The organism is Pseudomonas sp. GT1P32, assembly GCF_054897805.1.
In genome coordinates this window covers 3,057,340-3,083,243 of the sequence record NZ_CM142704.1, presented here as the reverse complement: position 1 = coordinate 3,083,243, position 25,904 = coordinate 3,057,340, and the positions used below count along the sequence as shown (strand labels likewise).

The window sequence follows — 25,904 nt, the reverse complement described above, 5'->3', positions numbered from 1 at the left end:
CCACCACAAAGGGAGCGGCGGGTGAGTCTCACAGTCATTGCGCAGCGAATGGGTATAACGAGCTTTCAGCGCCTGGTGACTGGCCTAGTCTTGAGTACCTTGCTGGTCGGTTGTTCCAGCAACAAGTCGAGCGACGTACGTGTCGTCGATCGCAACAATGCCGTGGCCCAGCGTCCGGCAGTGACCACGGGTCAGTATGTGGTTCGACCTAAAGACACCTTGTTCTCCATCGCCTTTCGCTACGGCTGGGACTACAAAGCCCTCGCCGCACGCAACAACATTCCTGCGCCTTACACGATACATCCGGGTCAGACGATTCGCTTTGACGGTCGCACCGGTTCAACGTCGACGGAGGTGGCCAGCCCGGCCGATTCGGCGCCTTCTTCGTCGAGTAAAACCACAGTAATCCGGCGCCAGCCAAATGGCGCAACTACGACGACAACGGTGGTTGCACCGTCCGTCGCCAACAAGCCAGCACCCGCTCCGATGCCTCCCGCAGGCCCGGCCCCGACCGGCTGGGGGTGGCCTTCTAATGGCATTCTCATTGGAAAATTCTCTTCAAACGGTAGTTTGAATAAAGGAATTGATATCGCCGGGGATTTGGGACAGCCTGTTTTAGCTGCGTCTGATGGGACGGTGGTATACGCCGGGAGTGGCTTAAGGGGCTACGGCGAATTGGTCATCATCAAACACAGCGACACCTACGTCAGTGCCTACGGTCACAACCGCAGGCTGTTGGTTCGGGAGGGGCAGCAGGTCAAGGTCGGACAGACAATTGCCGAAATGGGGTCAACGGGTACAGACCGGGTGAAACTGCATTTTGAGATTCGCCGACAAGGTAAACCTGTAGATCCGCTGCAGTTCCTGCCACGTCGTTGATTTGTTACCAGCCTGTTCCGTCACGTAGAGGGAACAGGCTCCAGCGTTGCCAAGGATAAAGGCGCCGCTTGAGCCTGAGGTCGAACTCACCAAAGGACTATAACAATGGCTCTCAGTAAAGAAGTGCCGGAGTTTGACATCGACGATGAGGTTCTCCTGATGGAGACCGGCATCGGTACGGATTCGATGTCGAATGATGAAGGGGCTGCTCCACCTTCCGTTCGTGCCAAATCCAGACACTCCGCCTCGTTAAAGCAACACAAGTACATCGATTACACGCGTGCGCTCGATGCCACGCAGCTGTACCTCAATGAAATCGGCTTTTCCCCTCTGCTGTCCCCCGAAGAAGAAGTTCACTTTGCACGCTTGTCGCAAAGTGGCGATCCGGCCGGGCGCAAACGCATGATTGAAAGCAACCTGCGGCTGGTGGTGAAAATCGCCCGACGCTATGTCAATCGTGGCTTGTCGCTGCTGGACCTGATCGAAGAGGGCAACCTCGGGCTGATTCGGGCGGTAGAAAAGTTCGACCCCGAACGTGGCTTCCGCTTTTCGACCTACGCAACCTGGTGGATTCGTCAGACCATCGAGCGCGCGATCATGAATCAGACCCGGACCATCCGGTTGCCGATCCATGTGGTCAAAGAGCTTAACGTGTACCTGAGGGCCGCACGGGAGCTGACGCAAAAACTCGATCATGAACCCTCACCCGAAGAAATCGCCAACCTGCTGGAAAAACCGGTGGGCGAGGTCAAGCGCATGCTGGGCCTGAACGAGCGGGTTTCTTCGGTCGATGTCTCACTGGGTCCGGATTCGGATAAAACCCTGCTGGACACCCTTACCGACGACCGTCCGACCGATCCATGCGAACTGCTGCAGGATGACGACCTGTCCCAGAGCATCGATCAATGGCTTTCGGAATTGACCGACAAGCAGCGCGAAGTGGTCATACGCCGTTTCGGCTTACGCGGGCACGAGAGCAGCACGCTGGAAGATGTAGGCCTGGAAATTGGCTTGACCCGGGAACGCGTCAGACAGATTCAGGTTGAAGGCCTGAAGCGTCTTCGGGAGATTCTGGAGAAAAATGGCCTGTCGAGTGAGTCGCTGTTCCAATAAGCAAATCGCTTGAGCAGCAAGCAAAAAGCCCCGACTGGTTCGGGGCTTTTTGTTGTCTGGCTGATGCGCCGGGAATGACCACGGGTTTGTAGTCTTGCGGTGTAAGTCTTGGCTTACTCTTGCGTAAGTGTTCGCTATTTTTACACCCTGGTAGACGACTATTGTTCGCCGAAGCTGGTTTTAATCTTTTGATTTTTATAGATATTTTTAAAGGTCAGGAGCATATGACTGCGAATTTTTGCCGCGGAGGGCGATTGCTCTTGCTCGGGAATTCTCTAGTATTCAGGTTGTGTCGACGGACAGACACGCCCTTCAAGGATGAGGGGAAAGGACATTGCAGGATGCGATTCATCAGGACGATGAAAAGGAACACAGGGAATAGGGAAAAAATGTGGGCGGGTCAAACCGCCCCTTTTTTTTGTCTTTTTTTTGGTTTGGGTGCCACTTTATTTTCCGCGTGGGCGCTGTTCTTTGTAGGAGCCAGCTTGCTGGCGATGGCGGCTTGATAGCCGACCATTTTCTTCCTGGTGTACATATCCGTTTCTGCGGTAACGGCGGCTATTGGTTTCGCCCTTACGGCGAGTCACTTGGAAGAGCCTCAAGTAACCAAGGGCTCTTGCCCCTTTCGTTCGGTGCCTCGCTGTGGCTCGGCATGCCCTCGCTCCGGTCCTGCTCCGTGGGCCCGCCGCCATCGGCCATCCCTGGCCGGGGGCGGCTAACCCGGCATCCATGCCGGGTTGCCCACTGCGCAGAACCTGCGCTCGGCCTCTCGAGGGGGCGCTCAGATCAACAGCGGAAGGCGAGCTAACGCTCGGCCTGATGAGTGGTGAGAAGCGAAAGCAAACGCGATTTCCTGTAGGAGCTGGCTTGCCAGCGATGGTGGTCAACGATAACGCGTGCTGTCTGGATAGACGCGGCGCACTTGAATCCATCGCCAGCAGGCTGGCTCCTACAGGAGTGGCGTGATCCCGGTTCTCTCACACGACACAGAATCTGTAGGAGCTGGCTTGCCAGCGATGGTGGTCAACGATAACGCGTGCTGTCTGAATCAACGCAGCGCACTTGAATCCATCGCCAGCAGGCTGGCTCCTACAGGAGTGGCGTGATCCCGGTTCTGTCTCACGGTGCAAAATTTGTAGGAGCCGGCTTGCTGGCGATGGTCGTCAACGATAACGCGTACCGATCTGAATCAACGCGGCGAACTTGAGTCCATCGTCGGAACGCCACCCGCAGACAAGCTGACTCCTACGGGGACTGCGTTGGCTGTGTTTTCCGGGATTGCGTGAAGGAACCTTTCTCTGCAGAAAAGCAAAAAGGCCCGCAAGGGGCCTTTTCGGGAACGCAGGGTCAATCAGCGTTCGAGGTCTTTGATCTTGCCTTTGACGCCATCCCACTCTTCGGCATCGGGCAACGATTCTTTCTTCTCGGTGATGTTCGGCCAGATTTCGGCCAACTCAACGTTCAGCTGAATGAATTCCTGCATCTCTTCCGGGACTTCATCTTCGGAGAAGATGGCCACGGCAGGGCATTCTGGTTCGCACAGTGCGCAGTCGATGCACTCATCCGGGTGAATCACCAGGAAATTCGGGCCTTCGTAAAAGCAGTCCACCGGACAGACTTCTACGCAGTCGGTGTACTTGCACTTGATGCAGTTGTCGGTGACGACGAAGGTCATTTCTAATTTTCTCCTCAGGCGGCGGCAGCGGAGCCCCTTCACGTTGGGGTCGCCAGGTTTGGGAGCGATAGTCTGCAGGCCAGGCTATTAGCCTGCAGCATCCCAAACCGCGCGAGATTCTAACAGCTTGCAGGCAAGTGCGTTAGATCCGTGTCTTTAGTGTATAGAGCATTTCTAGTGCGCGACGCGGTGTCAGGTCGTCCAGATCCAGTTTGGCCAGCTCATCGAGTACCGGATGCGGCAGGCTGGCGAACATGTCGCTTTGCTGCGGCGCGGCCGATTTACCTTTGGCAGCCTTGGGCACTTCATGCGGCAGCGCGGTGGCTTCCAGTCGACCCAGGTGCTCGCGAGCGCGCACGATCACTTCGCTCGGCACGCCGGCCAGTTGTGCAACGGCCAGGCCATAGCTTTGGCTGGCAGGCCCGGGCAGCACGTGGTGCAGGAACACAATGCGCTCGTTGTGCTCAGTGGCATTGAGGTGCACGTTGGCCACCAGCGGTTGCGCTTCCGGTAGCACCGTCAGTTCAAAATAGTGCGTGGCGAACAGCGTGTAAGCCCGCAGCTGCGCCAGTCGTTCAGCCGCAGCCCATGCCAGGGACAGACCGTCGAAGGTGCTGGTGCCGCGACCGACTTCGTCCATCAGCACCAGGCTGCGCTCGGTGGCGTTGTGCAGAATGTTGGCGGTTTCGCTCATTTCGACCATGAAGGTCGAGCGTCCACCGGCCAGGTCGTCGCTGGAACCGATCCGGGTGAAGATCCGGTCCACCAGCGACAATTCGCAACTGGCCGCCGGCACGAAGCTGCCGATGTGCGCCAGCAGTACGATCAACGCGGTCTGGCGCATGTAGGTGGATTTACCGCCCATGTTCGGACCGGTGATCACCAGCATGCGTGTGTTGTCGTCGAGACTCAGGTCGTTGGCCACGAACGGCGTGGTCAGCACTTGCTCGACCACCGGGTGACGACCCTGGCTGATGCGCATGCACGGCTCGTCGACGAAGCGCGGGCAGTTCAGATCGAGGTTCAGCGCGCGTTCGGCGAGGTTGCTCAGCACGTCCAGTTCGGCCAGGGCTGCAGCGGTATCTTGCAGCGGCGGCAATTGGCTGATCAAGTCTTCGAGCAGCGCTTCGTAGAGCATCTTCTCGCGGGCGAGGGCGCGGCTCTTGGCTGACAGCGCCTTGTCCTCGAACGCCTTCAGTTCCGGCGTGATAAAGCGCTCGGCGCCTTTGAGCGTCTGGCGACGGATATAGTCGGCCGGCGCCGATTCAGCCTGCTTGCTCGGCAGCTCGATAAAGTAACCGTGAATGCGGTTGTACCCGACTTTCAGGTGCGACAGGCCGGTACGGGCCTTCTCGCGTGCTTCCAGATCGATCAGGAACTGCCCGGCGTTTTCGCTGAGCGATTGCAGGTCGTCGAGTTCGCTGTCGTAACCGGTTTTCAACACGCCACCGTCACGGATCACCGCAGGCGGGTTGTCGATGATGGCTTTTTCCAGCAGGGCCGCCAGTTCCGGGTAGGTGCTGGTGGTTTTCGCCAGTTGAATAATGTGCGGTGCTTCCAGCTCGGCCATCGCCACTTGCAGCTCGGGCAATGCGCCGAGGGCATCACGCAGACGCGCCAGGTCGCGAGGACGCGCATTACGCAAGCCGATCCGCGCGAGAATCCGCTCGATGTCACCGATTTCCTTGAGCTGCGGTTGCAGCTTTTCGAAACGGTAACCGTCGAGCAGGCACGTGATCGAGGTCTGGCGCGCCAGCAAAACGTTCAGGTCCCGCAGCGGACGATTCAACCAGCGGGTCAGCAAGCGGCTGCCCATGGCGGTCTGGCAGCGGTCGACCACCGATTGCAGCGTGTTGTCGCGGCCACCGGCCAGGTTGGTGTCCAGCTCCAGGTTGCGACGGCTTGCGCCATCCAGCACCACGGTGTCGTCCAGGCGCTCATGGCGCAGGCTGCGCAAATGGGGCAGGGCGGTGCGCTGGGTTTCCTTGGCGTAACTGAGCAGGCAACCGGCGGCACCGATGGCCAGGGTCAGGTTCTCGCAGCCAAAACCCTTCAGGTCCTGGGTCGAAAACTGCTGGCAGAGACTTTTCAGCGCCGAGTCGCGCTCGAAATCCCACGGCGCACGACGACGAACCCCACGGCGTTTCTCCGCCGGTAAATCCTTCGGCCAGTCATCCGGGATCATCAACTCCACCGGATTGACCCGCTCCAGTTCCGCCAGCAGGTTTTCCCAGCCCTTGATCTCCAGCACGGAGAAGTTGCCGCTGGTGATGTCCAGCACCGCCAGACCGAACAGGCGCTCGTCACCCAGCACCGCCGCGATCAGGTTGTCCCGGCGCTCGTCCAGCAGCGCTTCATCACTGACCGTGCCCGGCGTGATGATCCGCACCACTTGCCGATCCACCGGGCCTTTGCTGGTCGCCGGATCGCCGACCTGTTCACAGATCACCACCGATTCGCCGAGCTTCACCAGTTTCGCCAGGTAACCTTCCGCGGCGTGGTAAGGAATCCCACACATCGGAATCGCCTGGCCAGCCGACTGCCCACGGGCGGTCAGGGTGATGTCCAGCAACTTGGCGGCCTTCTTCGCGTCTTCATAGAAGATCTCGTAGAAGTCACCCATGCGGTAGAACATCAACTGGTCGGGGTGCTGGTTCTTCAGGCGCCAGTACTGCTGCATCATTGGCGTGTGAGAGGACAGATCGGAGAGTGCTTTATTCATCGGATAATCAGGCAAATTCGTTGAAAGGTGTAGGGCAAAGGAGGGACATCGGCCCGGCTTTTCCGCGATGGGCGCAAGGTTACCATGGGCGGTCCGCCCGACGCAGGCAACTAAAGCTGTGCGATACATTTCTGCTGTCTATGCACGAATTATGCAATTCTGCATTTGCCTCCGTAAAAAAGATCAAGCACTATGCGCGTTATGCAAAAACGCAATGTTTCTTCCGTCTTAAGAGCGCTGCTCGATCAGCACGGGATCTCCCCCACGGAGCTTCACCGTCGCACCGGCGTGCCTCAATCCACTCTCTCGCGGATCCTCAGCGGGAAGATTGTCGATCCTTCGGATAAGCATATTTCGAAGATCGCCGAGTACTTCGCCGTGAGCACCGATCAGTTGCGTGGCCGCGTGGATGTCGCGCCTGCCGCCAATTCCGGTCGCGATGAATTGCATTCCGAACTCAAGGACATAAGCCTGTGGGACGACGATACGCCTGTCGATGACGACGAGGTGTCGGTCCCCTTTCTTCGCGAGGTTGAATTGGCTGCTGGATCAGGAAGATTCGTCATCGAAGAAAGCGAGCGCTCTAGCTTGCGCTTCGGCAAGCGCAGCTTGCGCCACAACGGTGTGCAGTTCGACCAGGCCAAATGCGTGACGGTGCGTGGTAACAGCATGCTGCCGGTACTGCGCGACGGTGCCACCGTGGGGGTCAATGCCGGCAAGTGCGGGATCGGCGATATCGTCGATGGCGACCTTTATGCGATCAACCACAATGGTCAACTGCGGGTTAAACAGCTTTATCGCCTGCCCACGGGGATTCGCCTGCGCAGCTTCAATCGCGATGAACATCCGGACGAGGACTACACCTTCCAGGAGATTCAGGAAGAGCAAATCGTGATCCTTGGCCACGTCTTCTGGTGGGGCATGTACGCCCGCTAACCTCATCGCTGTCAGATAAAACCCGCCATCGAGCGGGTTTTTTTTCGCCTGCTGAAAACCGCCAACGCCTTTGTCTGTGGGGCTTTCATGCGTCAGTGCATTCCAAATGCATAAATAAATGCATTTATGCATTGACTGTATATGCATCCATGCATATTCTTTGTCTCAAGCCGCTCAACAAAGCAGCTCGAAACGAAGTTCTTTAGTTCCACGACAAAGGCAGCGATGAACCGGCCTCAACGGTTCAGAGGGTTGGCAACTGACCCGGGTGTGCAGCGTAAAGCACCAGAAGCAGTTATCCGGCGGGCAGGGACCGCGGTCGGAAAAACAATCTGAATGGACCCGTACCGCGCCAGTAGCGCCGAAAGGTCAACGCGAAGGACCGCATTACTGAAAAGCCCGGCAAGCGCCGGGCTTTTTGGAATGCCTACCTGAGGCAGAAACCGAAAGGCCGATACACCGGCGATCATTAAGGAAAATGAATATGAAAAAGTACGCACGTATTGTTGATGGCAAAGTCGACAACATCTTCGAAACCGTTAACGCCATCACCGACGAATTTCCATCCGATCAACTCTGGGTGGAGGTCACCGGGTTGTCCAGCAACCAGGTCGACTACTCCTACAACGCAATCAACACCGACGGTACATGGACTTTCAACTCGGGTTTCCCTTACCCAAGTTCGCCATTGGGTGAGCAGCTGCGCAATGAAAAGACTCAACGGCTCGACAAGGTCAAGGCCAGCGTTGAAGCCACTGCGCTGCAATTCAAAGTCGACCTGGGCCTTGCCACTGCCGCCGAGGCCGCCTACCTGCTCGCTTACAAGCAGTTTTGTGTCGCCTTCCATCAAGTCAACAAACAGCCGGGTTTTCCGCTGACCATCATTTGGCCCGAGATTGCCTAAGCGCGTGTCAGTTCGTTTGTTCCGTCCCTCAATACACGGGACCGCATTACTGAAAAGCCCTGTCATGACCGGGCTTTTTGGAATGCCGACCTGACGTCAGGCACTTAACAGGGAAGTTTTGAAATACACACAGCACTCAATATTCACTCACAAGGAGGCGTGACATGACAAACGAGCAACAAGCGTTGCTGGACATGCCGATCTGGCTGGTCATCGTGCTCGCCCTGGTGGGCGGGGTAACCGGCGAAATGTGGCGCGCCGACAAGGAGGGCGCTCGCGGCTGGTCATTGCTGCGGCGTCTGGCCCTGCGTTCCGGGGCCTGCATGATTTGCGGGGTCTCGGCCATCATGCTGCTGTACGCCGCCGGCCTGTCGATCTGGGCGGCCGGCGCGTTTGGCTGCCTCACGGCGATGGCCGGTGCCGATGTCGCCATTGGCCTTTATGAGCGCTGGGCGGCCAAGCGGATCGGTGTGTGTGAAGTGCCGCCGCGTGACTCCCGCCCGGATCAATAAAGCCAGGTCCCTTTGCCGTTCTGGCATCCCCGGTCCGCTGCATGAACCCACGCAGCCGGACGCCTCGAAATTTGAATGGAAGCCATTTATGTCCCTCGACATCGATAAGCCGTCGCGTCTGTTTTTTGCCATTGCCGACGCGCTACGTGCGGTTGGCCCGGGTTTGAAGGTCGGAGGCCGCCAGGACTTCGACGGCACGTTCGATCAGGCGTGGGTCCTGATCGCCATCGAACGCAATGCACCCGGCGACCGCGCCCAAGACGGGCGCATCGCCCATGTCTTGACGCTCTCGCTGCAAATCATTGTGCCGCCAACGCTGAGTAATCCGGGATTGGCCGCTGTTGATTTGGCGAGCGTCCTCAAGGGATTGGCCACGGATAACCGCTGGGGCCTGCCGGGTAGCCAATGCGACCTGCCCATGAATATTGATGCCTTGCCGTCGACGCTCATCAGCGGTTCGCAGGAGTACCTCGCCTGGACCCTTTCCTTTACCCAGACGATTTACCTCGGCGCATTGCTGCTGGAGGACCCGCTGGGCATCCCGAAATTCGCCAAAACCTGGGAAGTCTCGAACATCGACGACCCGGACCAATACACCGCACTTGAGGACTGAGCCATGTTCGATGCGCTTTTACGTCAGCAGCTCGGCCCGATCATTGAGCGTCTGGCCGAGATGGAGGCCGAACTTGAAGACGTGCACCGGCGCAGCGACAGCCTGTGTCGTATCGGCGTGTGCCAGGAAGTTGATGCGGCCAGCAATACCTGCCGGGTCAGCCACTCAGGATTGCTGACGCCGGCCATCCGTTTTTTCAACCCCAGCGCCGGGGCGCAAAGCGAGTCGCGGATCCCCTCGGTCGGCGAGCAATGCCTGTTGCTGAACCATGGCGGCGGCGAGGGCGGCGCTCAATCCGTGGCGTTGTTCGGGCTTAACGGCAATCGGTTTCCACCCGCTTCGACCCAGGCTTCGCTGACGCGTCGCCTCTATGTGGACGGTACGGAAAGCGGTTACGACGACGCCCTTCATGCCTTGCACTGGAAGAACGGCCCGGCGGCGTTCAATGGCTCTCGCGAAGCGCTCGAGTTGAATCTCGGCCCGGCGAGACTTGCGATCACGCCTGAGGCCATCGAACTGCAACTGGGCGCGGTCGGCTTGCGACTCGACGCTTCCGGTGTGCACCTGAGCGGCCCGGTGGTGGATCACCAGGGACGCGTCATCAGTACCGCATAAAGAGTTTCCCATGATCGGAATCGAAAGAAACACCGGGGCGGCGGTCGATGACTGGCCGCAGTTTGTACAGCGCGCAACCCGAGCGCTGACCACACCGTTGGGTACCCGGCAGAAGCGTCCTTTGTATGGCTCGCTGATCCCGGAACTGCTGGGCCGCAACCTCGGCGACGACCTGCTGATGCTTGCCCAGAGCCACGCGGCACAGGCGTTCTACAACCCGCAGAACGGCATCGATGATTTCCAGCCGCAGGTCATTGTGGCCAGCCGGCATGGCGCCGGGCTGGTCCTGCGATTCGCCGGCACCTGGCAAAACCGCAAACAGACCTTCGAGGTGGTGACATGAGCATGTTGATACCCGGCCAGAACCAGTTGGCCGAACCTTCGATTGTCACCGTCGAAGCGTTCGAGGATTTGCTCGCCGAGTTCAAGACGTTTGTCGTCGAGTACGTCGGCGCCCGCGCTCCCGAGTCGGCGGCAAAGATCAAGGTCAGCCTCGAAAACGAAAGCGAGTTGCTGACCCTGGCCCTTGAGGCCTTTTGTGTGCGCCTGCAAATCCACGAACGCAAATACAACGCCCGCATCAAGCAGATGCTGGCCTGGTGGGCGACCGGCAGCAACCTCGATGCCCGCCTTGCGGACATGGGCCTTGAGCGTCAGTTGCTGGACCCTGGCGACCCGGCGGCATTCCCGCCGATTGTGCCCGTGTACGAAAGCGACGATGACGCCCGGTTGCGTTATTACCTGGCGCCGCACGCACCGGCCGCCGGTTCACGCATGCAATATCGCCGCGAGGTCTTCACCCTCGGCGAGCGTCCAGCGGTGAAGGTGGACACCCATGCACCGGGCGAGGTGACGGTCACGTACACCTTCGACCCGGACGGTTACGCGGCGCAGGTCAAGGACGGTAATGGACGCCGCACGGCGCCCGGTGAGGTGATGGTCACGGTGCTGGCTCGGGAGGGCGATGGCACCGCGTCCGATGACCTGCTCGACGGCGTGCGCCGGCACTTCGCCCGGCCTGATGTGCGACCGGAAACGGATCGGGTCACGGTGCAAAGCGCCCATATCAAAAGCTACAAAATCCGCGTCGTCGCCCGAATCAACGCCGGCCCTGATTCGGGGCTGACCAAGGTTGCCGCGCAACAGCAACTGCAAGCGTATGCCCAGAGCTGTCATCGACTGGAAGGGCGGATTGATCCGAGCTGGATCGACTACACGCTGCATAGTGCTGGCGCCGTTCAACTGGACATTCTCGAACCGGTCGAGCCGATTGTGACGACGGCGTTTGAAGCGCCTTACTGCACCGGGGTCGAGGTCGAGGTGCTCACGCTATGAGTGACCAGACGCCGCGCCCGAGCCTGTTGCCAGCCAACAGCTCACCGTTGGAAAAAGCCCTCGATATCGGCTTCGGTGCATTGCTTGACCGCATCGCGCCGCCGTTCCCCGAGCTGATGAACCCGACCTCGACGCCTCAGGCATTTCTGCCTTATCTCGCCGCGGATCGTGGTGTCAGTGAATGGAGCGCCGAGGCCGCCGAGGCGGAAAAGCGTTTGACCGTTGAACTGGCCTGGCCCACCGCACGACAGGCCGGGACCCGTCAGGCCCTGGAAAACGCCGCGAAAGGATTGCGGTTAATGCCCGAAGTGCGTGCCTGGTACGAGCAGACACCGCCGGGCGCGCCCTACAGCTTTTCCGTCAGGGCCTTTACCGAGCAACCCTACAGCGAAGAAATCGACGCCCGTCTCGACCGGCGTCTGGCTGACGCCAAAAGCGAGCGCGATCTGTTGTCGGTGTCCGTCGGCTTGAGCGCATTCGGCAGTCACGTCATAGGCGCGGCGACGGTGTGCGGCGAACTCACCACGGTGTATCCGATTGTCATCGAAGGGCTTGAAGCCTCGGGGCAGGCCTTCATGGCCGCCGGGCTCTACGCCGTTGAAACATCCACTATTTATCCTCAGGGGTCCTAAATGGCCGACTATTACACCCTGCTTACCAATGCGGGGATCGCTTACGAAACTGCCTGCAAGGCGGCGGGCGTGCCGATCAAACTGTCGCAGATTTCGGTCGGTGACGGCGGCGGTACGGTTTACAACCCGGCGGCGACCGCCACGGCGCTTAAACGAGAAGTGTGGCGCGGGCCACTGAACGCGCTGTTCCAGGACGAGAAAAATCCGAGCTGGCTGCTCGCCGAAGTGACCATCCCGCCAGAAGAGGGCGGTTGGTATGTGCGTGAAGCCGGGCTCTGGACCGACACCGGCATCCTCTACGCCATCGTCAAATACCCGGAGTCGTTCAAACCGGTGCTGGCGACGTCGGGTTCGGGCAAAGAGTTCTACATCCGTTCGATTTTCGAGACCAGTAATGCATCGCTCGTCACCTTGCTGATTGACGACACGGTGGTCAAGGCAACGCGAGCCTGGGTGATGGGTTATCTCGCCGATGAGTTGGCCAAGCTTGATGGCAAGCAGTCGGTGCGCGTGGCCGCCACGGAAAACACTGTGTTGAATGGCGCGCAGCAAATCGACGGCGTCGCGGTGCTGTCCGGCCAGCGTGTACTGGTGGCGGCGCAAACGCTGGCGAAGGACAACGGCATTTATGTTGCGGCCAACGGTGCCTGGGTGCGGGCGGCGGATGCCAATGCCAGCGCCAAGGTGACGCCGGGTCTGACGGTGATGGTCGAGGAGGGCACGGCGAACGGTGATTCGCTTTGGCACCTGGTCACGAACGGGCCGATCACATTGGGCACTACAGCGCTGAGCTTTGAAATGCTTGCGGGTCGGACGGGGATTCAGGCGGGGACTTACAAGAGTCTTACGGTTGATAAATATGGTCGCGCCACGGGTGGTACTAACCCGGAAACGCTGGCTGGTTTTGGGATCAAGGACACTTACACCAAGCCTGAAATCGAAGCACTGATCGCGCAGGCATCGGCACTGCCGGTCGGGAGTATGGTCGGGTTGCCGGTGAACAAGGTTCCGCCCGGGTTTCTTGAGCTGGACGGCAGTGTGCGCAGCATTGCGACCTATCCTGACTTGGCCGCGTTCCTCGGGACGGCGTTCAACCAGGGCAACGAAGGAGCGGGGAATTTTCGCCTTCCCGAATCGCGCGGCGAGTTTTTGCGCGGTTGGGACCATGGGCGCGGGGTTGATGCTGGGCGTGCTATTGGTAGCTGGCAGAAAGGCTCTATGGTTGCTTCCGACATGCCATCAGGTGGGACAGGCGTTACATCTCTCGCGCCAACCGCCTCCCAAGTTGCAGCGGACTTCGGTTTAGATCCCTTGACTACCCCTGCAGTGACAGGGTTATACGCGGTGGCTACAAGTGCAGTGACCCCACTTGCCCTAAGTACCGTCGGTTTTATGCTTGGTACGTCTCGACCGAGCAACTTGGCGGTGATGTGGTGCATCAAAGCCTGGAACGCGCCGATCAACCAGGGAAACATCGACATTGCAGCGCTGGCAACACTTGCGTCTCAGGCCACTGAGGTCAATCAGGGCACAGCAAAAGTCGCAACTCAGGTTCAGGCGAATGCCGGAGTGGACGACACAGCAATCGTGACGCCGAAGAAGTTGCGGTTTGGGTTTTCGATCAGCTTGGCGCTCAACGGTTACATCATTTTCCCGACGTGGCTCGGTGGGCTTGTCTTTCAGTGGGGGCGGGTTACTCAAGCGTTGGGCAGCATCAGCACCGTATCTTTCCCGGTTGCCTTCCCGAACTCCTGCATGTTCCTCATTGGTGGGGCCTACGGAAACCTGGCGCCAGCAGTTGGCGAGTTTGTTGAGGTGCTGGGTGAGACCAAGGATTCCTTCAAGATCGCAAACAGTGCAAACGGCAGCGCATCATTTTTCGCTATCGGAAATTAAGGAGGGTAGAACAAATGAAGCGTTTTTATAGCCCGAGTACAGGCACTACTTATTTGGAGGGTATTCATACAGAAATGCCTCCAGACGCAATTGAAATTTCCGAAGCGTTGTACCTGTCGGTCATTGGTAATCCTGCACCTGGCAAGGTTCGCGCTCATGACGAGCGTGGTTTGCCCTACCTGATAGTTGCACCTGAGCCGGAACCTGATATTCCAGCGCAGGAGCGCACTTGGCGCGATGCTCAGTTGTCGGCGGTTATGTGGCTGCGCGAGCGTCATCGCGATCAACTTGAAATCGCAGGCTCTACAACGCTTTCCGTTGAGCAGTTCGACGAACTGTTGGTGTACATGCAAGCCCTGCGCGACTGGCCTCAATCACCGGACTTCCCTGATACCCAGCATCGCCCGGTCGCCCCGTCCTGGATCGCCGAGCAAACCCGATAAACGCCCCGCACCGCCGGGGCGTTTTCTTATCCGCAACACACACACACACAACACCCGACAGCCCCTTACCCAAGGGGCTTTTTCGTTTATGGAGAAACAGAAATGGCAGAACGCCAAACGTACACCGTGCTCCTCCCATTCCCTACCGGGGGTGGCCACTGGTCGAGCATCGGCCAGGAACTGCAACTGCTCGATGTGGAGGCCAGTGCGCTACGCAGCGCTGGTCGTCTGGAACTGAAAAAAGCCGAGGCTGCCGATTCGGCCTCTCCATCCACCGCAGCGAAAAAAGCTGCTGCCAAGAAGGCTGAATAACCATGGCTGAGGTTTTGAACTTCGAGCACAACGGCATCACCGTCAATGCCACCGAATCCCCTGAGGCCATGGGTGGCCTGGGTGACAACGTCATCGGTCTGATCGGCACCGCGCCGAAAGCTGATCCGTTGATTCCACGCAATGCGCCATTCCGCATCAACAGCTTCACCACCCAGGCGCTGCTCGATCCGACCGGCACCGAGGCCGGCACCCTGTATCACGCGGTCTTCCAGATCCTGAAAGTGGTCAAGGTACCGGTCTACGTGGTCATCGTCGAAGAAGGCGCGACCCCCGCGGATACGCTGAACAACGTCATCGGCGGTGTCGATCCGCTGACCGGCCGCAAACTCGGCCTCGCGGCACTGGGCAGCGTGCCCGAGGACCTGACCATCATCGGCGCGCCGGGCTTCACCAGCACCAAAGCCGTGGCCGGTGAGTTCGCCTCGTTCGGCAAACGCATCAAGGCCCGTGTGGTGCTCGACGGCAAGGATGCCGCGGTCGCCGATCAGGTGACTTACAGCCAGGAACTGGGCGGCGCGGAACTGGGTTTCGACCGTTGCCTGCTGGTGCACAACATGCCGTCGGTGTACTCCAAGGCAGCGAAGAAAAACGTGTTCCTGTCGCCATCGAGCCTGGCCATCGCGGCCCTGGCCAAGGTCAAGCAATGGGAGAGCCCGGGCAATCAGGTGACCTTTGCCGAGGACGTTTCACGCGTTGTGGAATACAACATTCTCGACAAATCCACCGAAGGCGATCTGCTCAACCGCTACGGCGTCAGCTACTACGCCCGCACCATCCTCGGCGGCTTCTCGCTGCTGGGTAACCGCTCGATCACCGGCAAGTTCATCAGCTACGTCGGCCTGGAAGATGCGATCAGCCGCAAGTTGGTCAAGGCCGGCCAGAAAGCCATGGCCAAGAACCTCACCAAGTCGTTCATGGACCAGGAGGTCAAGCGCATCAACGACTGGCTGCAAACCCTGGTCGCCGACGAAACCATCCCTGGCGGCAGCGTGTACCTGCACCCGGAATTGAACAGCGTCGAGAAGTACAAGAACGGCACCTGGTACGTGGTCATCGACTACGGCCGCTACGCGCCGAACGAACACATGGTTTATCAACTCAATGCCCGCGATGAAATCATCGAGCAGTTCCTGGAGGACGTTCTCTAATGTTTACCAACCGCGTAAGACAGGCCATCGCGGCCACCCTGCAAGGCTTGCCGTTGTCGGCGACGGTGGAAGAGTTCACCCCGCCGAAGATCGAATTCGATATGGAAGCGATGGCGGGCGGGCGCTTCATCGCCGAAGAAATGATCAAGAGCGGCAAAGTGCTGGGCGCGACCCTCATTTTGCAAGGCGTCGGTGCCGAGGTGATGCTCTCCCTCGGCGTGAAACTGGGCGACGACATTTTGTTGAACGTCCGTGAAGCCGGTCAGGATCAGGATGGCAACACCTGGTTCACCTACCACACCGTCGGCGGCAAGCTCAAATCGCTGACCGAGGCCAAGCTGAAGATGGGCGAAAAACCCCTCACCACGCTTGAGCTGTCCTGCCGTACCTACAACCGCCTGGAAAACGGCATCCCGGTGATCGACATCGACGTGCGCACGCAGAAGTTCGTGCTCAACGGCGTCGACATTCTCGGCAGCGCCCGTCGCGCGGTGTTGATCCCGTAAACCTGTGGGAGCGGGCTTGCTCGCGAATGCGTCGGCACATCCAGCATTTATGTGACTGACACTCCGCCTTCGCGAGCAAGCCCGCTCCCACAAGGAGCATTGCTCAACGCTTTCCCATGATTCATCAAGGAATTCATTTCATGTCCTGGACTCCACCTGTTCACGCCTTGTTGTCGCCGATCACCGCCGACGATCAGTCGGCGATCGAGCAGATTCAACTCAAACCGTTGTACTACGCCGCGCAGAAAGAGGCCCTGGCCCGTGCCGGCGATGATGAGGACGATCAGTTCTTCGAGCTGGCGCTGCTGGCCACCGGTTTGTCGGTCAAGGAACTCGATCAACTCAAACGCCCGGACTACGTGAGCATCGCGCAGTACGTGCATGAGATGTCGACCTTGCCGACGTCGCATTTCCTTGAACAAGCGGACGAGGGTGAACAACCGTCGACCGATCCCGACGAAGTGAGCTTGCTGCAACCGCTCACCGTGGCGGGTCGAGCCCTGACCACGCTGACCCTGGAAATGCCGGTGCTGCGTGCGACCAAGGCGATGAAAAAACTCAAGACCGCCAAGGAGCGCGCCGAATTCATCACGGCCCATTGCACCGGCCTGATGCTGCCCGATCTGGCCAGTTTGACCGTACCTGACTGGACACAATTGCAGGTGCGCATCGACGATTTTTTAAACAAACCGGCGGCCTTCTTTCGGAGCGCGACATCGAAGTAATCCTCGATGTGGTGCCGCTCATTTACCCGATAAGTGAAGCGGACATTCTGGAATGGGACGTCGGCAAGGCCTTGCGCCGCTACGACATTGCGATCACTCGCCTTGGCGTGAAACAGGAGTAGTGCGGCATGGTAGACAATCAATATTCGCTGGCCGGTGCGACGGCCGATAGCGTTGGATCGCTAACAGTGGGCGCCGGTGCGGCAACGCTCGGATTGGCCGGTTTAATGGCCCCATTGGCGCAGCTCAACCAGGCACTGAACACAGTCAGCCTGGACATCCGATTACTGACCGCGGGGCAGAACAGGCTGGGTGAAGTGCTGATGTCGCTGACAGCGCTATTGTCTTCCGCGCGATCTGTACTCAAGCGGGACGCAGGGGAACCTGTCGCGGACAGCGAGGCACAATCCAGTCTCCCTGGCATCGCGGCGAATGACGTGACCCACCACTTGGGCACCGTAAGCCTGAATGTCAGTGCAGCTGACTTCCGTGGGATTGTTCCCGGTAGCGGCGAGGCCGGAGGGGCCGCGGGCAAGACGCCGAAACAAATCGCAACGGCGAGCCCGCGCGACAACAGCGCAGCCGATCATCTGAAGTCCGATAACGCGCCTGTTGCGACTTCGAACCTCGAAGGCAACGTCGCGAAAGCGCAATCCGCCCAAGACACGGGGACCCCTTCGAAAACCGGCAGCGATGCCTTGAGTGCAAGTTTCAGCAGATTGGGCCGCGCAGTGACTCCGGACATTTCCGGTCCGCTGACGTCGCTTTCCGTTCAAGTCGACAAGCTCGGTACGTTTGCCGAGAACAATTCCACGCTTGCCACCTTGTTGGCAGGTGCTGCGGTTACGTTGGGTTCTATCGCCTCTGTCGTGGGCGCTGCCGTTGCAACCGAAGCGCTGACCAACGTTGCCAAAAAAATTATCAAACGTGGTGCGCCGAAAATCCCGTTCGGTTTGGGCAAGCTGATCAGCGAGGACAATCGCGACGTCGATCAGGCCAAAAAAGATCCACCCCCGGAAAAACAAACGAAAGACAGTCTTGGGTACACGGGTGATCAGGCACGCAAACAATCCAGGAGCGCAAAACGAGGCAAGGCCGGGGGGCGCAGCAGTGCCAGGGATCAATCGCCAATCGAAGTCACTGTGCAGACTCGGACCGTCAGGCCTGCAATTGCCGAGGTTCAAAGTCTGGTGCCGTTCTCGGGCTCCGGGCAGGCCAGCCCGTTGCTCGGCAAAGTGGCCAAGGTCGGCACGTTGCTCCCTAAAAAAGCACCAAGGCGGAACGTACTCGGCGCCGGGGTCGATCTCGCGCAAGGTGTCGCCAATGGTGACACCAAAGCCATCGCTTCCTCCGCCGGAATGATGGCCGGTTCTTATGTGGGCGCCGCGCTAGGCACCCTGATATTGCCAGGCGTGGGCACGGCCATCGGAGGTTTTCTCGGCGGTATCACCGGATCCTGGCTGGGGGAAAAACTGGCCACACCTTCCGATCAGCTCGGTGCTCCTGATCAGGTCAGTAAAGAACTGACCAGCGCACCGACACAAAACCAGCAGATCAATTACTCACCGTCGATTCAGGTCACCTGCACCGGTGGGGAGAGCTCCGAGCACATCCGGACGATCGTGGCGCAGCAGCTGCAAACGCAGTTCCACGGCGAGTTTGTTCCACTGATGACCACCAACGCCCTCGCCACCCGACGTGGTGCGGCCCTGACCGATGGAGGCAGGTAATGCGCCAGCAAATGATCCTGGGCAGTTTCATTTTCGGCCTGTCCCGCAACTTCGCCTACCACAACATCGTGCACACATCGGACGGTGGCTGGGTGGAGCTGGACATCGTGACCGGCAAGCCGAAATCCAGTCAGACCGGGCAGAAAGCCCAAACGATGAAGATTACGGGGACTTCGATGTACGCGGTGGCCATGGAGCGGCTCGATGAACTGCGCACGTTGCAGGAACAGCGCAAACCGGTGCCGTTGGTGGATGGCATCGGACGCAACTGGGGGCTTTGGCGAATCAACACGGTGACGGAAACCCAGAGCGTGATCATCGATGACGGCACGGCGATGGTCGTCGGGTGGGCAATAGACCTGTCGGAGTTCATCCATGCGTAGAGTTCGAAGTGTGGCCGGTGATTCGGTGAACCTGTTGCTGTATCGCGAACTGGGTCGCTGTGACGATCCCGTCGAAGAGGCACTGTGGCAGCTGAACCCTGCACTGGCGGAACAGGGGCCGGTACTGCCCGCGGGAGTCTGGGTAGTCCTGCCGGAAATTGACTCACAACCCGTTGTGACCACGCCGGTTTCCGCGTGGGATTAAGGAGGTTCCATGGCATTGGGTTTTACGCCAGAGGTAGAGATTTATGGGGCTAACAAGGACTTGATCAACAAGCGCCTGATCAGTTGGGAGCACATTGATGCCGCCGGTACCGAGTCCGATCAATTGACATTGACGCTCGATCTGGAAGGGCTTGAGGGGCTGCCGATCCTGGGCGGCAAGATTGGCCTGAAGGTCGGTTACGCGGAGTCCAGTCTGGTGGATAAGGGCCAGTTCACGGTGTCTCGCCTGACGCCGACGTTGTTCCCGCTGCGCTTGACGCTGGTGGCAACCGCAGCCCCGTTCAGTGCCGATGACAAGACCGGCTTCCTGCAGCGTCGATCGGCCAGTCATGGGCCGACCACCCTGGGTGCGCTGTTTCGCGAGATCGCTAAGCGGCACGGTTTTTCGCCACGGGTGGCCCCCCAACTGGCACTGAAAAAAATCGACCACATCGATCAATCCAACGAAAGTGACATGGCGTTTTTGACTCGCCTCGCCGGCATATACAAGGCCATCGCCAAACCGATAAATGAGCTGTATGTGCTGGCGCTCCCAAGTCAGACCAAGTCACTGTCGGGCAAGGTGTTGCCCCAGGTGAAACTGTCGGTGACCACCAACAATCGACCCGGCGATCGCGCCTTCATTTCCGCCACGCTCGATGACTCCGTCCGGGCGAAAAACCAGGGCTGCAAGACGAGTTGGTGGGACGCGGCAGCGGGGGTGGTGCGGGTGATTGAAACCGGTAGCGCGCCGTTCAAGGTCATCGGTCGGCTCTGCCAGAATGAAGCGCAGGCCAGGGACATCGGCGAGGGTGAAGTGCGCAAATTGCTGCGTGAAAAGCTCAAGGTGAAAATCAGCTGCCCGGGCAATCCGGCGTTGTCCGCCGAGGGTGTCTTGTTGCTCGACCAGTCCTGGCCGGATTTCCTGCGCGGGTACTGGTCCATCGAAAAGGTCACTGCCAGCGGTGACAAATATCAAAGCTATCGCTGCATGATCGAGGCGAAGTGTCCGGACGCCACGCAATAACGCAATCAAATGCACTGGCGCCGGTCTGGCGGATCAATGGCGAACGGAACATCACTCATGCCGCTTACTGTCCTGCAATTACAGCAAATACTTCCCAACGCCCGCAGCCAAGTGGGCGTTTTCATTTCTGCTCTCAATAGCGCCATGGATGGCCATGACATCAACACGCCCAAACGCAGCGCCGCTTTCCTTGCGCAAGTCGGTCACGAGTCCGGGCAGTTGCACTACGTGCGCGAACTCGGCGGGGATCAGTACTTGAGCAAATACGACACTGGCACCCTGGCCGCTCGTTTGGGTAATACACCCGTGCTCGATGGCGACGGGCAAAAATACCGGGGGCGTGGACTCATCCAGGTCACTGGCCGTCATAACTACCGAGAATGCAGCCTGGGATTATTCGGCGACGAGCGATTGTTGGCCTCGCCGGAGCTGCTCGAGCAACCGCAATGGGCCGCCGAATCCGCCGCCTGGTTCTGGGGGCAAAACGGCCTCAACGAGCTGGCTGATCGTGACCAGTTCAACAGCATCACTCGCCGGATCAACGGGGGGCTGAACGGGTTGCAGGATCGTTTGCAGCTCTGGGCGCGGGCGAGGGCGGTGTTATGCCTGCCTTCGGTTTGATCCCGGGGTCGTGGCGGCTGGTTGGCGTTGTTGTGTTGCTGGTTGTGTTGGCCGGCGGCTTGGCAACGCTGGCCTGGCGATTTCAGGATGGGCGTTATGGGCGGCAACTGGCGGAACAGGCCGGGGCGCACGCCGAGATGCTCAACCAACTGACCCTGGCGGCCGCCACTCGACAACAGACCGAGCAGGATAAACGGCTGGCGCTGGAACAGCGGCTATCGGCCAGTGAACACACCCATTACCGAGCGCTGAGCGATGCCCAACGTGATCAAGGTCGCTTGCGCGATCGTCTTGCCACTGCTGATGTGCGGCTGTCAGTCCTCCTCGATGCCCATGACGCTGCCTCAGCCTGTGCAGTGTCAACCGCCGCTAGCACCGGCAGCGTGGATCATGGCGCCGTTCGAGCCCGACTTGACCCGGCGCATGCTCAACGAATTATCGCCATCACCGACGCCGGCGACCGTGCACTGATTGCGTTGCAGGCCTGTCAGGCCTATATCAGGGCGCTCGGTCGCTAACATTTTGATCGATCCTGTAACTTGCAAGCGTGATCCGCTCGTGTACGGTAGTCCCATTCCGCTCGCTCAGGAGATGACCGTGAAAGAAATCACCCAACTGGCCGCTGAACTGGGCAGACGCCTGCAGGTTCTCAATGCTCACGTCACCGCAGCCGAATCCTGTACCGGCGGCGGCATTTGCGAGGCGATCACCCGGATTCCGGGGAGTTCGGCGTGGTTCGAGGCTGGTTATGTGACGTACTCCAACCGGCAGAAGACCGAGCAATTGAATGTCCCGGTCGGGTTGTTTGCGACGGTGGGGGCGGTCAGTCGCGAAGTGGTCGAGGCCATGGTCCGTGGCGCGCAGGAAAAAAGTCGGGCGTATTTCGCCGTGGCGGTCAGCGGCGTGGCGGGTCCGGATGGCGGTTCGCCGAACAAGCCGGTCGGCACGGTCTGGCTGGCCTGGGGCGTGGGGGAGCGGGTGTTCAGCGAGGTGCAGCACTTCCCCGGTAACCGCGATGAGGTCCGCCGACAAACGGTGAAGGCCGCGCTAGAGGGGCTGCTGCGCCATGCCTCGGGAGAAATCTCAAATCAGGGGTAGGCGATCCTGAATCGCTGTGGAATAATACTGGCTACTTATACAGGTGTTGGCCGTCAGGCCTTATTGATTACGTGAGGACTTTAATGGACGACAACAAGAAGAAAGCCTTGGCTGCGGCCCTGGGTCAGATCGAACGTCAATTCGGCAAGGGTGCCGTAATGCGTATGGGCGATCAGGACCGTCAGGCGATCCCGGCTATTTCCACTGGCTCTCTGGGTCTGGACATCGCGCTCGGCATTGGCGGTCTGCCAAAAGGCCGTATCGTTGAAATCTACGGTCCTGAATCCTCCGGTAAAACCACGCTGACGCTGTCGGTAATCGCCCAGGCTCAAAAAGCCGGCGCGACCTGCGCATTCGTCGACGCCGAACACGCCCTCGACCCTGAATACGCCGGCAAGCTCGGCGTCAACGTCGACGACCTGCTGGTTTCCCAGCCGGACACCGGTGAGCAGGCCCTGGAAATCACCGACATGCTGGTGCGTTCCAACGCGGTTGACGTGATCATCGTCGACTCCGTAGCCGCCCTGGTTCCAAAGGCTGAAATCGAAGGCGAAATGGGTGACATGCACGTGGGCCTGCAAGCCCGTCTGATGTCCCAGGCGCTGCGTAAAATCACCGGTAACATCAAGAACGCCAACTGCCTGGTGATCTTCATCAACCAGATCCGTATGAAAATCGGCGTGATGTTCGGCAGCCCGGAAACCACCACCGGTGGTAACGCGCTGAAGTTCTACGCATCGGTTCGTCTGGACATCCGTCGTACTGGCGCGGTGAAAGAAGGTGATGAAGTCGTCGGTAGCGAAACCCGCGTCAAGGTTGTGAAGAACAAGGTCGCTTCGCCGTTCCGTCAGGCCGAGTTCCAGATTCTTTACGGCAAGGGCATCTACCTGAACGGTGAGATGATCGACCTGGGTGTTCTGCACGGTTTCGTCGAGAAGTCCGGTGCCTGGTATGCCTACGAAGGCACCAAGATTGGTCAGGGCAAGGCCAACTCGGCCAAGTTCCTGGCGGACAACCCGGAGATCGCAGCAAAACTTGAGAAGCAGCTGCGCGACAAACTGCTGACTCCATCGCCGGACGTTAAAGCATCGCCAGTCAAAGAGACTGAAGATGACCTGGCTGACGCTGATATCTGATTGATCCGATGACCGCCGTACTCGATACACTCGTCGCGGTGCGGCGAACCGCAATGGACCTGCTCGCGCGACGCGAGCACGGTCGAGTCGAGCTGACGCGTAAACTGCGTCAGCGCGGCGCTCTCCCTGAAATGATCGACACAGCACTCGACCGCTTGACGGAAGAGGGCCTGCTGTCCGAATCCCGTTACCTCGAAAGCTTCGTTTCCTACCGTGCCCGTTCCGGCTATGGCCCTTTGCGTATTCGCGAAGAGTTGAGCCAGCGTGGCCTGCAACGCAATGACATCGAACTCGCACTGCGTGAAAGCGGTATCAACTGGCAGGAACAACTGGAAGATACCTGGCGGCGCAAGTTTGCCGGGCATTTACCGATAGACGCCCGGGAACGCGCCAAGCAAGGGCGGTTCCTGAGTTATCGGGGCTACTCCATGGAAATGATCAGCCGCTTGTTCAGCGGCCGAGGGATGGACGATTGACTGAAACGGCTCGCTATTTTGATAGCGGGCCGTTTTTTTTTGCCTCACGTAACCTTTGACGGTTCCCGCGTGCGTTGTTGCGCCTGGGGTTTGGACTGCGCCCAGTTTTCCGGCAGGTTGATGTAGTCCACCAGTTCGCGCAGTCGTCCATGATCACGGGCGTTAAAGGTGAAGGCCAGGCGAGCGAGGTGGCTGAACTGCGGTTCGTCGTGCTCTTCGCCGCTGTAGGCATGCTGATGGAAGTGATCGCTCAGGCACAGGTCGGCGAACGCTTGTTGCATGTGTTCGAGCGCAGTGTCACTGAGCTTGTGGTTCATGCGGATTACGAACTGATGCTTGAGCCAGCGGCTGGAGTGGAAGTTGCTGTAGAACTGATTGATCTGCTCCACCGCCTCCTCGGCGCTGTAGACCAGGCTCACCAGCTTCATGTCGGTCGGCAGGATGTAGCGGTTCTCCTCCAGTTGATTGCGGATGAAGTCCAGTGCACCTTGCCAGAACGTGCCACCAGGAGCGTCCAGCAGCACCACCGGTACCAGCGGGCTTTTACCGGTTTGAATCAGTGTCAGCACTTCCAGCGCTTCATCAAGGGTGCCGAAACCGCCAGGGCACAAAACCAGCGCATCGGCTTCCTTGACGAAGAACAGTTTGCGGGTAAAGAAAAAGTGGAACGGCAGCAAGTTGGTGGTGCCGTTCACGGTGGGATTGGCATGCTGCTCGAAGGGCAGGGTGATGTTGAATCCCAGGCTGTGTTCAAGGCCGGCACCTTCGTGGGCGGCCGCCATGATGCCGCCGCCTGCGCCGGTGATCACCATCAGGTCGGAGCGCGCCAGTGCGGCGCCGAGTTCTCTGGCCAGGCCATACAGCGGGTGTTCTATCGGTGTGCGGGCCGAGCCGAATACCGTGACTTTGCGCCGTCCGCGAAACTGTTCGAGCACACGGAAGGCGTGTTCGAGTTCGCGCAGGGCTTGCAGGGTGATCTTGGCATTCCAGCGGTTGTGATCGTCCTGGGCCATGCGCAGCACGGTCAGGATCATGTCGCGGTAGATCGGAATATTCGGGCTGTTGGGTGAAACCAGGTTGAGTTGCTCTTCGACCTTGCTGATGAGGTCGTGGCCGCTTTCTTCGAAATGACGGCTGAGGAGGTCATTCGGTTGGTAAGGCATCAACTTCTCCTTCCGTACAGGCTCTGTTGTTCCTTTGGATGAAAGAAACATTCGCATCAGAAAACGCAAACCAGGCAGCCCCTTTTCTGCCCTGAAAAGTGAACGGGAACACTATGAATCTAGACCCTCTCGGTGGTTTTCGCTGACTTGATCATTGCGCTGCAAAGTCTTTCCTGGCAACCGCTTATTGACGATTTGCAAGGTGATTTCACCGCTCGTCTGAACCTGCGCCAAGTGTCCGGCACTCTGATTTACTAAATTACAGACGTGACACGACAGCTTTGCGTCAAAGGCAGGGCGCACGGTACAAGCGGTTCAAGGATTTTGTTCGCTCAAAGCATGGGCGAAGTGCATGGAGGCGGGATGCTATGGCCAGAGTCATTCTGGAGATCGATACGCAACTGTATCGATTATTGAAGTCATCGGCCGAGACCAATCATTTGAGTCTCGAGGAGGAGTGTTGCCGGCGTCTGGAGGGAGCCGAGCGGCGCTCGCGCTATTTACAGGCGTTGTTGGCCGAACTGCGCGCCGAGGATGAACAGCGGCGCGCCAATTCCCATTGATTACTTTTTCTTTGCCGGCGGCGCCGCTTTCGGGCAATCCGATTCCTGGAAGCTGGCGGAGCCGACCGCGCGATTGGTTTTCACCTCGGTAAAGTCGTAACGCATGATCGCGCCCTTCTTCATCAGCTTGCGGAACCCCTCGTTTCTGCAGACGGAGGCGCCAAGCTGGAAGTACACCGCTTTCGGATCAGCCCGCATCTTGTTGGCGTGGCTGCTTTGCACGCTCAAGTGGTTGATCAAAACATTGCCTTCGGCGGTGTAGCCCTGATCGAGAATGTCTTCGTTGATCGCCCGTGGCGTGCCGACGCTGCTTTGTGCGGCGACGTTTCGCAGCTCTCTGTTGAGATTCTGCTCACTCAAGGACGCAGCCTGAGCGCTGAAGGACGACGCCAGCAGGATGGCAGCGGTGGGAACGATAAGGCGCAGCATGAAACTCTCCTGGTTCAGTGACTGGTGGTTCGACCAGCCACAGGGCTGTGCGTTCATTGGCGGCGAATTATAGGGGAGCCCGTCTGG

The 25,904-nt window shown here is 59.0% G+C and carries 30 protein-coding genes; 26 read left to right on the top strand and 4 right to left on the bottom strand.

Annotated features, from left to right (window positions below):
* Nucleotides 1-21 precede the first annotated feature (21 nt).
* Entirely contained in the window at nucleotides 22-879 is an 858-nt protein-coding gene (locus ACYZUC_RS14195; protein WP_461996430.1) for a peptidoglycan DD-metalloendopeptidase family protein, read from the top strand.
* Between the two features lie 105 nt (nucleotides 880-984).
* Complete coding sequence (gene rpoS, locus ACYZUC_RS14190) at nucleotides 985-1,992, top strand: RNA polymerase sigma factor RpoS (protein WP_008029016.1); 1,008 nt, start codon at nucleotides 985-987, stop codon at nucleotides 1,990-1,992.
* A 1,351-nt stretch (nucleotides 1,993-3,343) separates the two neighbouring features.
* Here the strand turns inward: rpoS and fdxA are convergent.
* Complete coding sequence (gene fdxA, locus ACYZUC_RS14185; RefSeq protein ID WP_007908827.1) at nucleotides 3,344-3,667, bottom strand: ferredoxin FdxA; 324 nt, start codon at nucleotides 3,665-3,667, stop codon at nucleotides 3,344-3,346.
* 142 nt (nucleotides 3,668-3,809) lie between these two features.
* The gene (gene mutS, locus ACYZUC_RS14180; protein WP_461996427.1) at nucleotides 3,810-6,389 is read right to left on the bottom strand and encodes a DNA mismatch repair protein MutS; all 2,580 of its coding nucleotides are present in this window, start codon (nucleotides 6,387-6,389) and stop codon (nucleotides 3,810-3,812) included.
* A 201-nt stretch (nucleotides 6,390-6,590) separates the two neighbouring features.
* On the opposite strand from mutS, the gene ACYZUC_RS14175 reads away from it, so the two are divergent.
* From ACYZUC_RS14175 to recX, 23 genes are all read left to right on the top strand, one after another.
* Nucleotides 6,591-7,325, top strand: coding sequence for a LexA family transcriptional regulator (locus tag ACYZUC_RS14175; RefSeq protein ID WP_461996712.1), 735 nt, complete (start codon nucleotides 6,591-6,593; stop codon nucleotides 7,323-7,325).
* Nucleotides 7,326-7,809: 484 nt separating this feature from the next.
* Nucleotides 7,810-8,229, top strand: a complete 420-nt coding sequence (locus ACYZUC_RS14170) for a tail fiber assembly protein (protein ID WP_461996425.1) — start codon at nucleotides 7,810-7,812, stop codon at nucleotides 8,227-8,229.
* A 164-nt stretch (nucleotides 8,230-8,393) separates the two neighbouring features.
* Nucleotides 8,394-8,741: a phage holin family protein gene (locus ACYZUC_RS14165; RefSeq protein ID WP_008039324.1), complete on the top strand. Its 348-nt coding sequence runs from the start codon at nucleotides 8,394-8,396 to the stop codon at nucleotides 8,739-8,741.
* 88 nt (nucleotides 8,742-8,829) lie between these two features.
* Entirely contained in the window at nucleotides 8,830-9,354 is a 525-nt protein-coding gene (locus tag ACYZUC_RS14160; protein WP_461996423.1) for a hypothetical protein, read from the top strand.
* A 3-nt stretch (nucleotides 9,355-9,357) separates the two neighbouring features.
* Nucleotides 9,358-9,969, top strand: coding sequence for a phage baseplate assembly protein V (locus ACYZUC_RS14155; protein ID WP_461996422.1), 612 nt, complete (start codon nucleotides 9,358-9,360; stop codon nucleotides 9,967-9,969).
* A 10-nt stretch (nucleotides 9,970-9,979) separates the two neighbouring features.
* The gene (locus ACYZUC_RS14150) at nucleotides 9,980-10,312 is read left to right on the top strand and encodes a phage baseplate protein (protein WP_461996420.1); all 333 of its coding nucleotides are present in this window, start codon (nucleotides 9,980-9,982) and stop codon (nucleotides 10,310-10,312) included.
* Nucleotides 10,309-11,304 carry a baseplate J/gp47 family protein gene (locus ACYZUC_RS14145; protein WP_461996418.1) on the top strand — a complete coding sequence of 332 codons (996 nt, stop codon included), beginning with the start codon at nucleotides 10,309-10,311 and terminating at the stop codon, nucleotides 11,302-11,304. The genes ACYZUC_RS14150 and ACYZUC_RS14145 overlap by 4 nt, the downstream gene beginning before the upstream one ends.
* Nucleotides 11,301-11,936: a phage tail protein I gene (locus ACYZUC_RS14140; RefSeq protein WP_461996416.1), complete on the top strand. Its 636-nt coding sequence runs from the start codon at nucleotides 11,301-11,303 to the stop codon at nucleotides 11,934-11,936. Before ACYZUC_RS14145 ends, ACYZUC_RS14140 begins: the two co-directional genes overlap by 4 nt.
* Nucleotides 11,937-13,832: a phage tail-collar fiber domain-containing protein gene (locus ACYZUC_RS14135; RefSeq protein WP_461996414.1), complete on the top strand. Its 1,896-nt coding sequence runs from the start codon at nucleotides 11,937-11,939 to the stop codon at nucleotides 13,830-13,832.
* A gap of 14 nt (nucleotides 13,833-13,846) precedes the next feature.
* Nucleotides 13,847-14,275 carry a phage tail assembly chaperone gene (locus ACYZUC_RS14130; protein WP_461996412.1) on the top strand — a complete coding sequence of 143 codons (429 nt, stop codon included), beginning with the start codon at nucleotides 13,847-13,849 and terminating at the stop codon, nucleotides 14,273-14,275.
* Nucleotides 14,276-14,377: 102 nt separating this feature from the next.
* Nucleotides 14,378-14,587, top strand: a complete 210-nt coding sequence (locus ACYZUC_RS14125; protein WP_008029992.1) for a hypothetical protein — start codon at nucleotides 14,378-14,380, stop codon at nucleotides 14,585-14,587.
* Nucleotides 14,588-14,589: 2 nt separating this feature from the next.
* A complete protein-coding gene (locus ACYZUC_RS14120) occupies nucleotides 14,590-15,756 on the top strand; it encodes a phage tail sheath protein (protein WP_008029994.1) in 1,167 nt (388 codons plus the stop codon).
* On the top strand, nucleotides 15,756-16,262 hold the full coding sequence (locus tag ACYZUC_RS14115; RefSeq protein ID WP_461996410.1) for a phage major tail tube protein: 507 nt from the start codon (nucleotides 15,756-15,758) through the stop codon (nucleotides 16,260-16,262). Before ACYZUC_RS14120 ends, ACYZUC_RS14115 begins: the two co-directional genes overlap by 1 nt.
* A 140-nt stretch (nucleotides 16,263-16,402) precedes the next feature.
* The gene (locus ACYZUC_RS14110) at nucleotides 16,403-16,987 is read left to right on the top strand and encodes a phage tail assembly protein (protein WP_461996408.1); all 585 of its coding nucleotides are present in this window, start codon (nucleotides 16,403-16,405) and stop codon (nucleotides 16,985-16,987) included.
* A gap of 128 nt (nucleotides 16,988-17,115) precedes the next feature.
* The gene (locus ACYZUC_RS14105; RefSeq protein ID WP_461996406.1) at nucleotides 17,116-18,717 is read left to right on the top strand and encodes a glycine zipper domain-containing protein; all 1,602 of its coding nucleotides are present in this window, start codon (nucleotides 17,116-17,118) and stop codon (nucleotides 18,715-18,717) included.
* A complete protein-coding gene (locus ACYZUC_RS14100; RefSeq protein ID WP_207285798.1) occupies nucleotides 18,717-19,100 on the top strand; it encodes a phage tail protein in 384 nt (127 codons plus the stop codon). Before ACYZUC_RS14105 ends, ACYZUC_RS14100 begins: the two co-directional genes overlap by 1 nt.
* Nucleotides 19,093-19,305: a tail protein X gene (locus ACYZUC_RS14095; protein WP_280163132.1), complete on the top strand. Its 213-nt coding sequence runs from the start codon at nucleotides 19,093-19,095 to the stop codon at nucleotides 19,303-19,305. Before ACYZUC_RS14100 ends, ACYZUC_RS14095 begins: the two co-directional genes overlap by 8 nt.
* 9 nt (nucleotides 19,306-19,314) lie before the next feature.
* Nucleotides 19,315-20,331 carry a phage late control D family protein gene (locus tag ACYZUC_RS14090; protein ID WP_461996404.1) on the top strand — a complete coding sequence of 339 codons (1,017 nt, stop codon included), beginning with the start codon at nucleotides 19,315-19,317 and terminating at the stop codon, nucleotides 20,329-20,331.
* A 57-nt stretch (nucleotides 20,332-20,388) separates the two neighbouring features.
* Nucleotides 20,389-20,952: a glycoside hydrolase family 19 protein gene (locus tag ACYZUC_RS14085; RefSeq protein WP_461996402.1), complete on the top strand. Its 564-nt coding sequence runs from the start codon at nucleotides 20,389-20,391 to the stop codon at nucleotides 20,950-20,952.
* The gene (locus ACYZUC_RS14080) at nucleotides 20,934-21,470 is read left to right on the top strand and encodes a lysis protein (RefSeq protein WP_461996400.1); all 537 of its coding nucleotides are present in this window, start codon (nucleotides 20,934-20,936) and stop codon (nucleotides 21,468-21,470) included. The genes ACYZUC_RS14085 and ACYZUC_RS14080 overlap by 19 nt, the downstream gene beginning before the upstream one ends.
* Before the next feature lie 79 nt (nucleotides 21,471-21,549).
* A complete protein-coding gene (locus ACYZUC_RS14075) occupies nucleotides 21,550-22,050 on the top strand; it encodes a CinA family protein (RefSeq protein ID WP_192228516.1) in 501 nt (166 codons plus the stop codon).
* An 83-nt stretch (nucleotides 22,051-22,133) separates the two neighbouring features.
* Nucleotides 22,134-23,186 carry a recombinase RecA gene (gene recA / locus ACYZUC_RS14070; RefSeq protein ID WP_461996398.1) on the top strand — a complete coding sequence of 351 codons (1,053 nt, stop codon included), beginning with the start codon at nucleotides 22,134-22,136 and terminating at the stop codon, nucleotides 23,184-23,186.
* Between the two features lie 8 nt (nucleotides 23,187-23,194).
* Nucleotides 23,195-23,662: a recombination regulator RecX gene (gene recX / locus ACYZUC_RS14065; protein WP_461996396.1), complete on the top strand. Its 468-nt coding sequence runs from the start codon at nucleotides 23,195-23,197 to the stop codon at nucleotides 23,660-23,662.
* Between the two features lie 44 nt (nucleotides 23,663-23,706).
* On the opposite strand, the gene ACYZUC_RS14060 is transcribed toward recX, so the two are convergent.
* Complete coding sequence (locus ACYZUC_RS14060) at nucleotides 23,707-24,825, bottom strand: LOG family protein (RefSeq protein ID WP_461996395.1); 1,119 nt, start codon at nucleotides 24,823-24,825, stop codon at nucleotides 23,707-23,709.
* A 368-nt stretch (nucleotides 24,826-25,193) separates the two neighbouring features.
* Between ACYZUC_RS14060 and ACYZUC_RS14055 the strand changes: the two genes are divergently transcribed.
* A complete protein-coding gene (locus ACYZUC_RS14055) occupies nucleotides 25,194-25,388 on the top strand; it encodes a hypothetical protein (RefSeq protein ID WP_008030018.1) in 195 nt (64 codons plus the stop codon).
* Here ACYZUC_RS14055 and ACYZUC_RS14050 read toward each other — a convergent pair whose 3' ends face one another.
* Nucleotides 25,389-25,817 (bottom strand): PA3611 family quorum-sensing-regulated virulence factor, encoded by a 429-nt coding sequence (locus ACYZUC_RS14050; RefSeq protein ID WP_461996393.1) that lies wholly within the window; start codon nucleotides 25,815-25,817, stop codon nucleotides 25,389-25,391.
* Nucleotides 25,818-25,904: the final 87 nt, after the last annotated feature.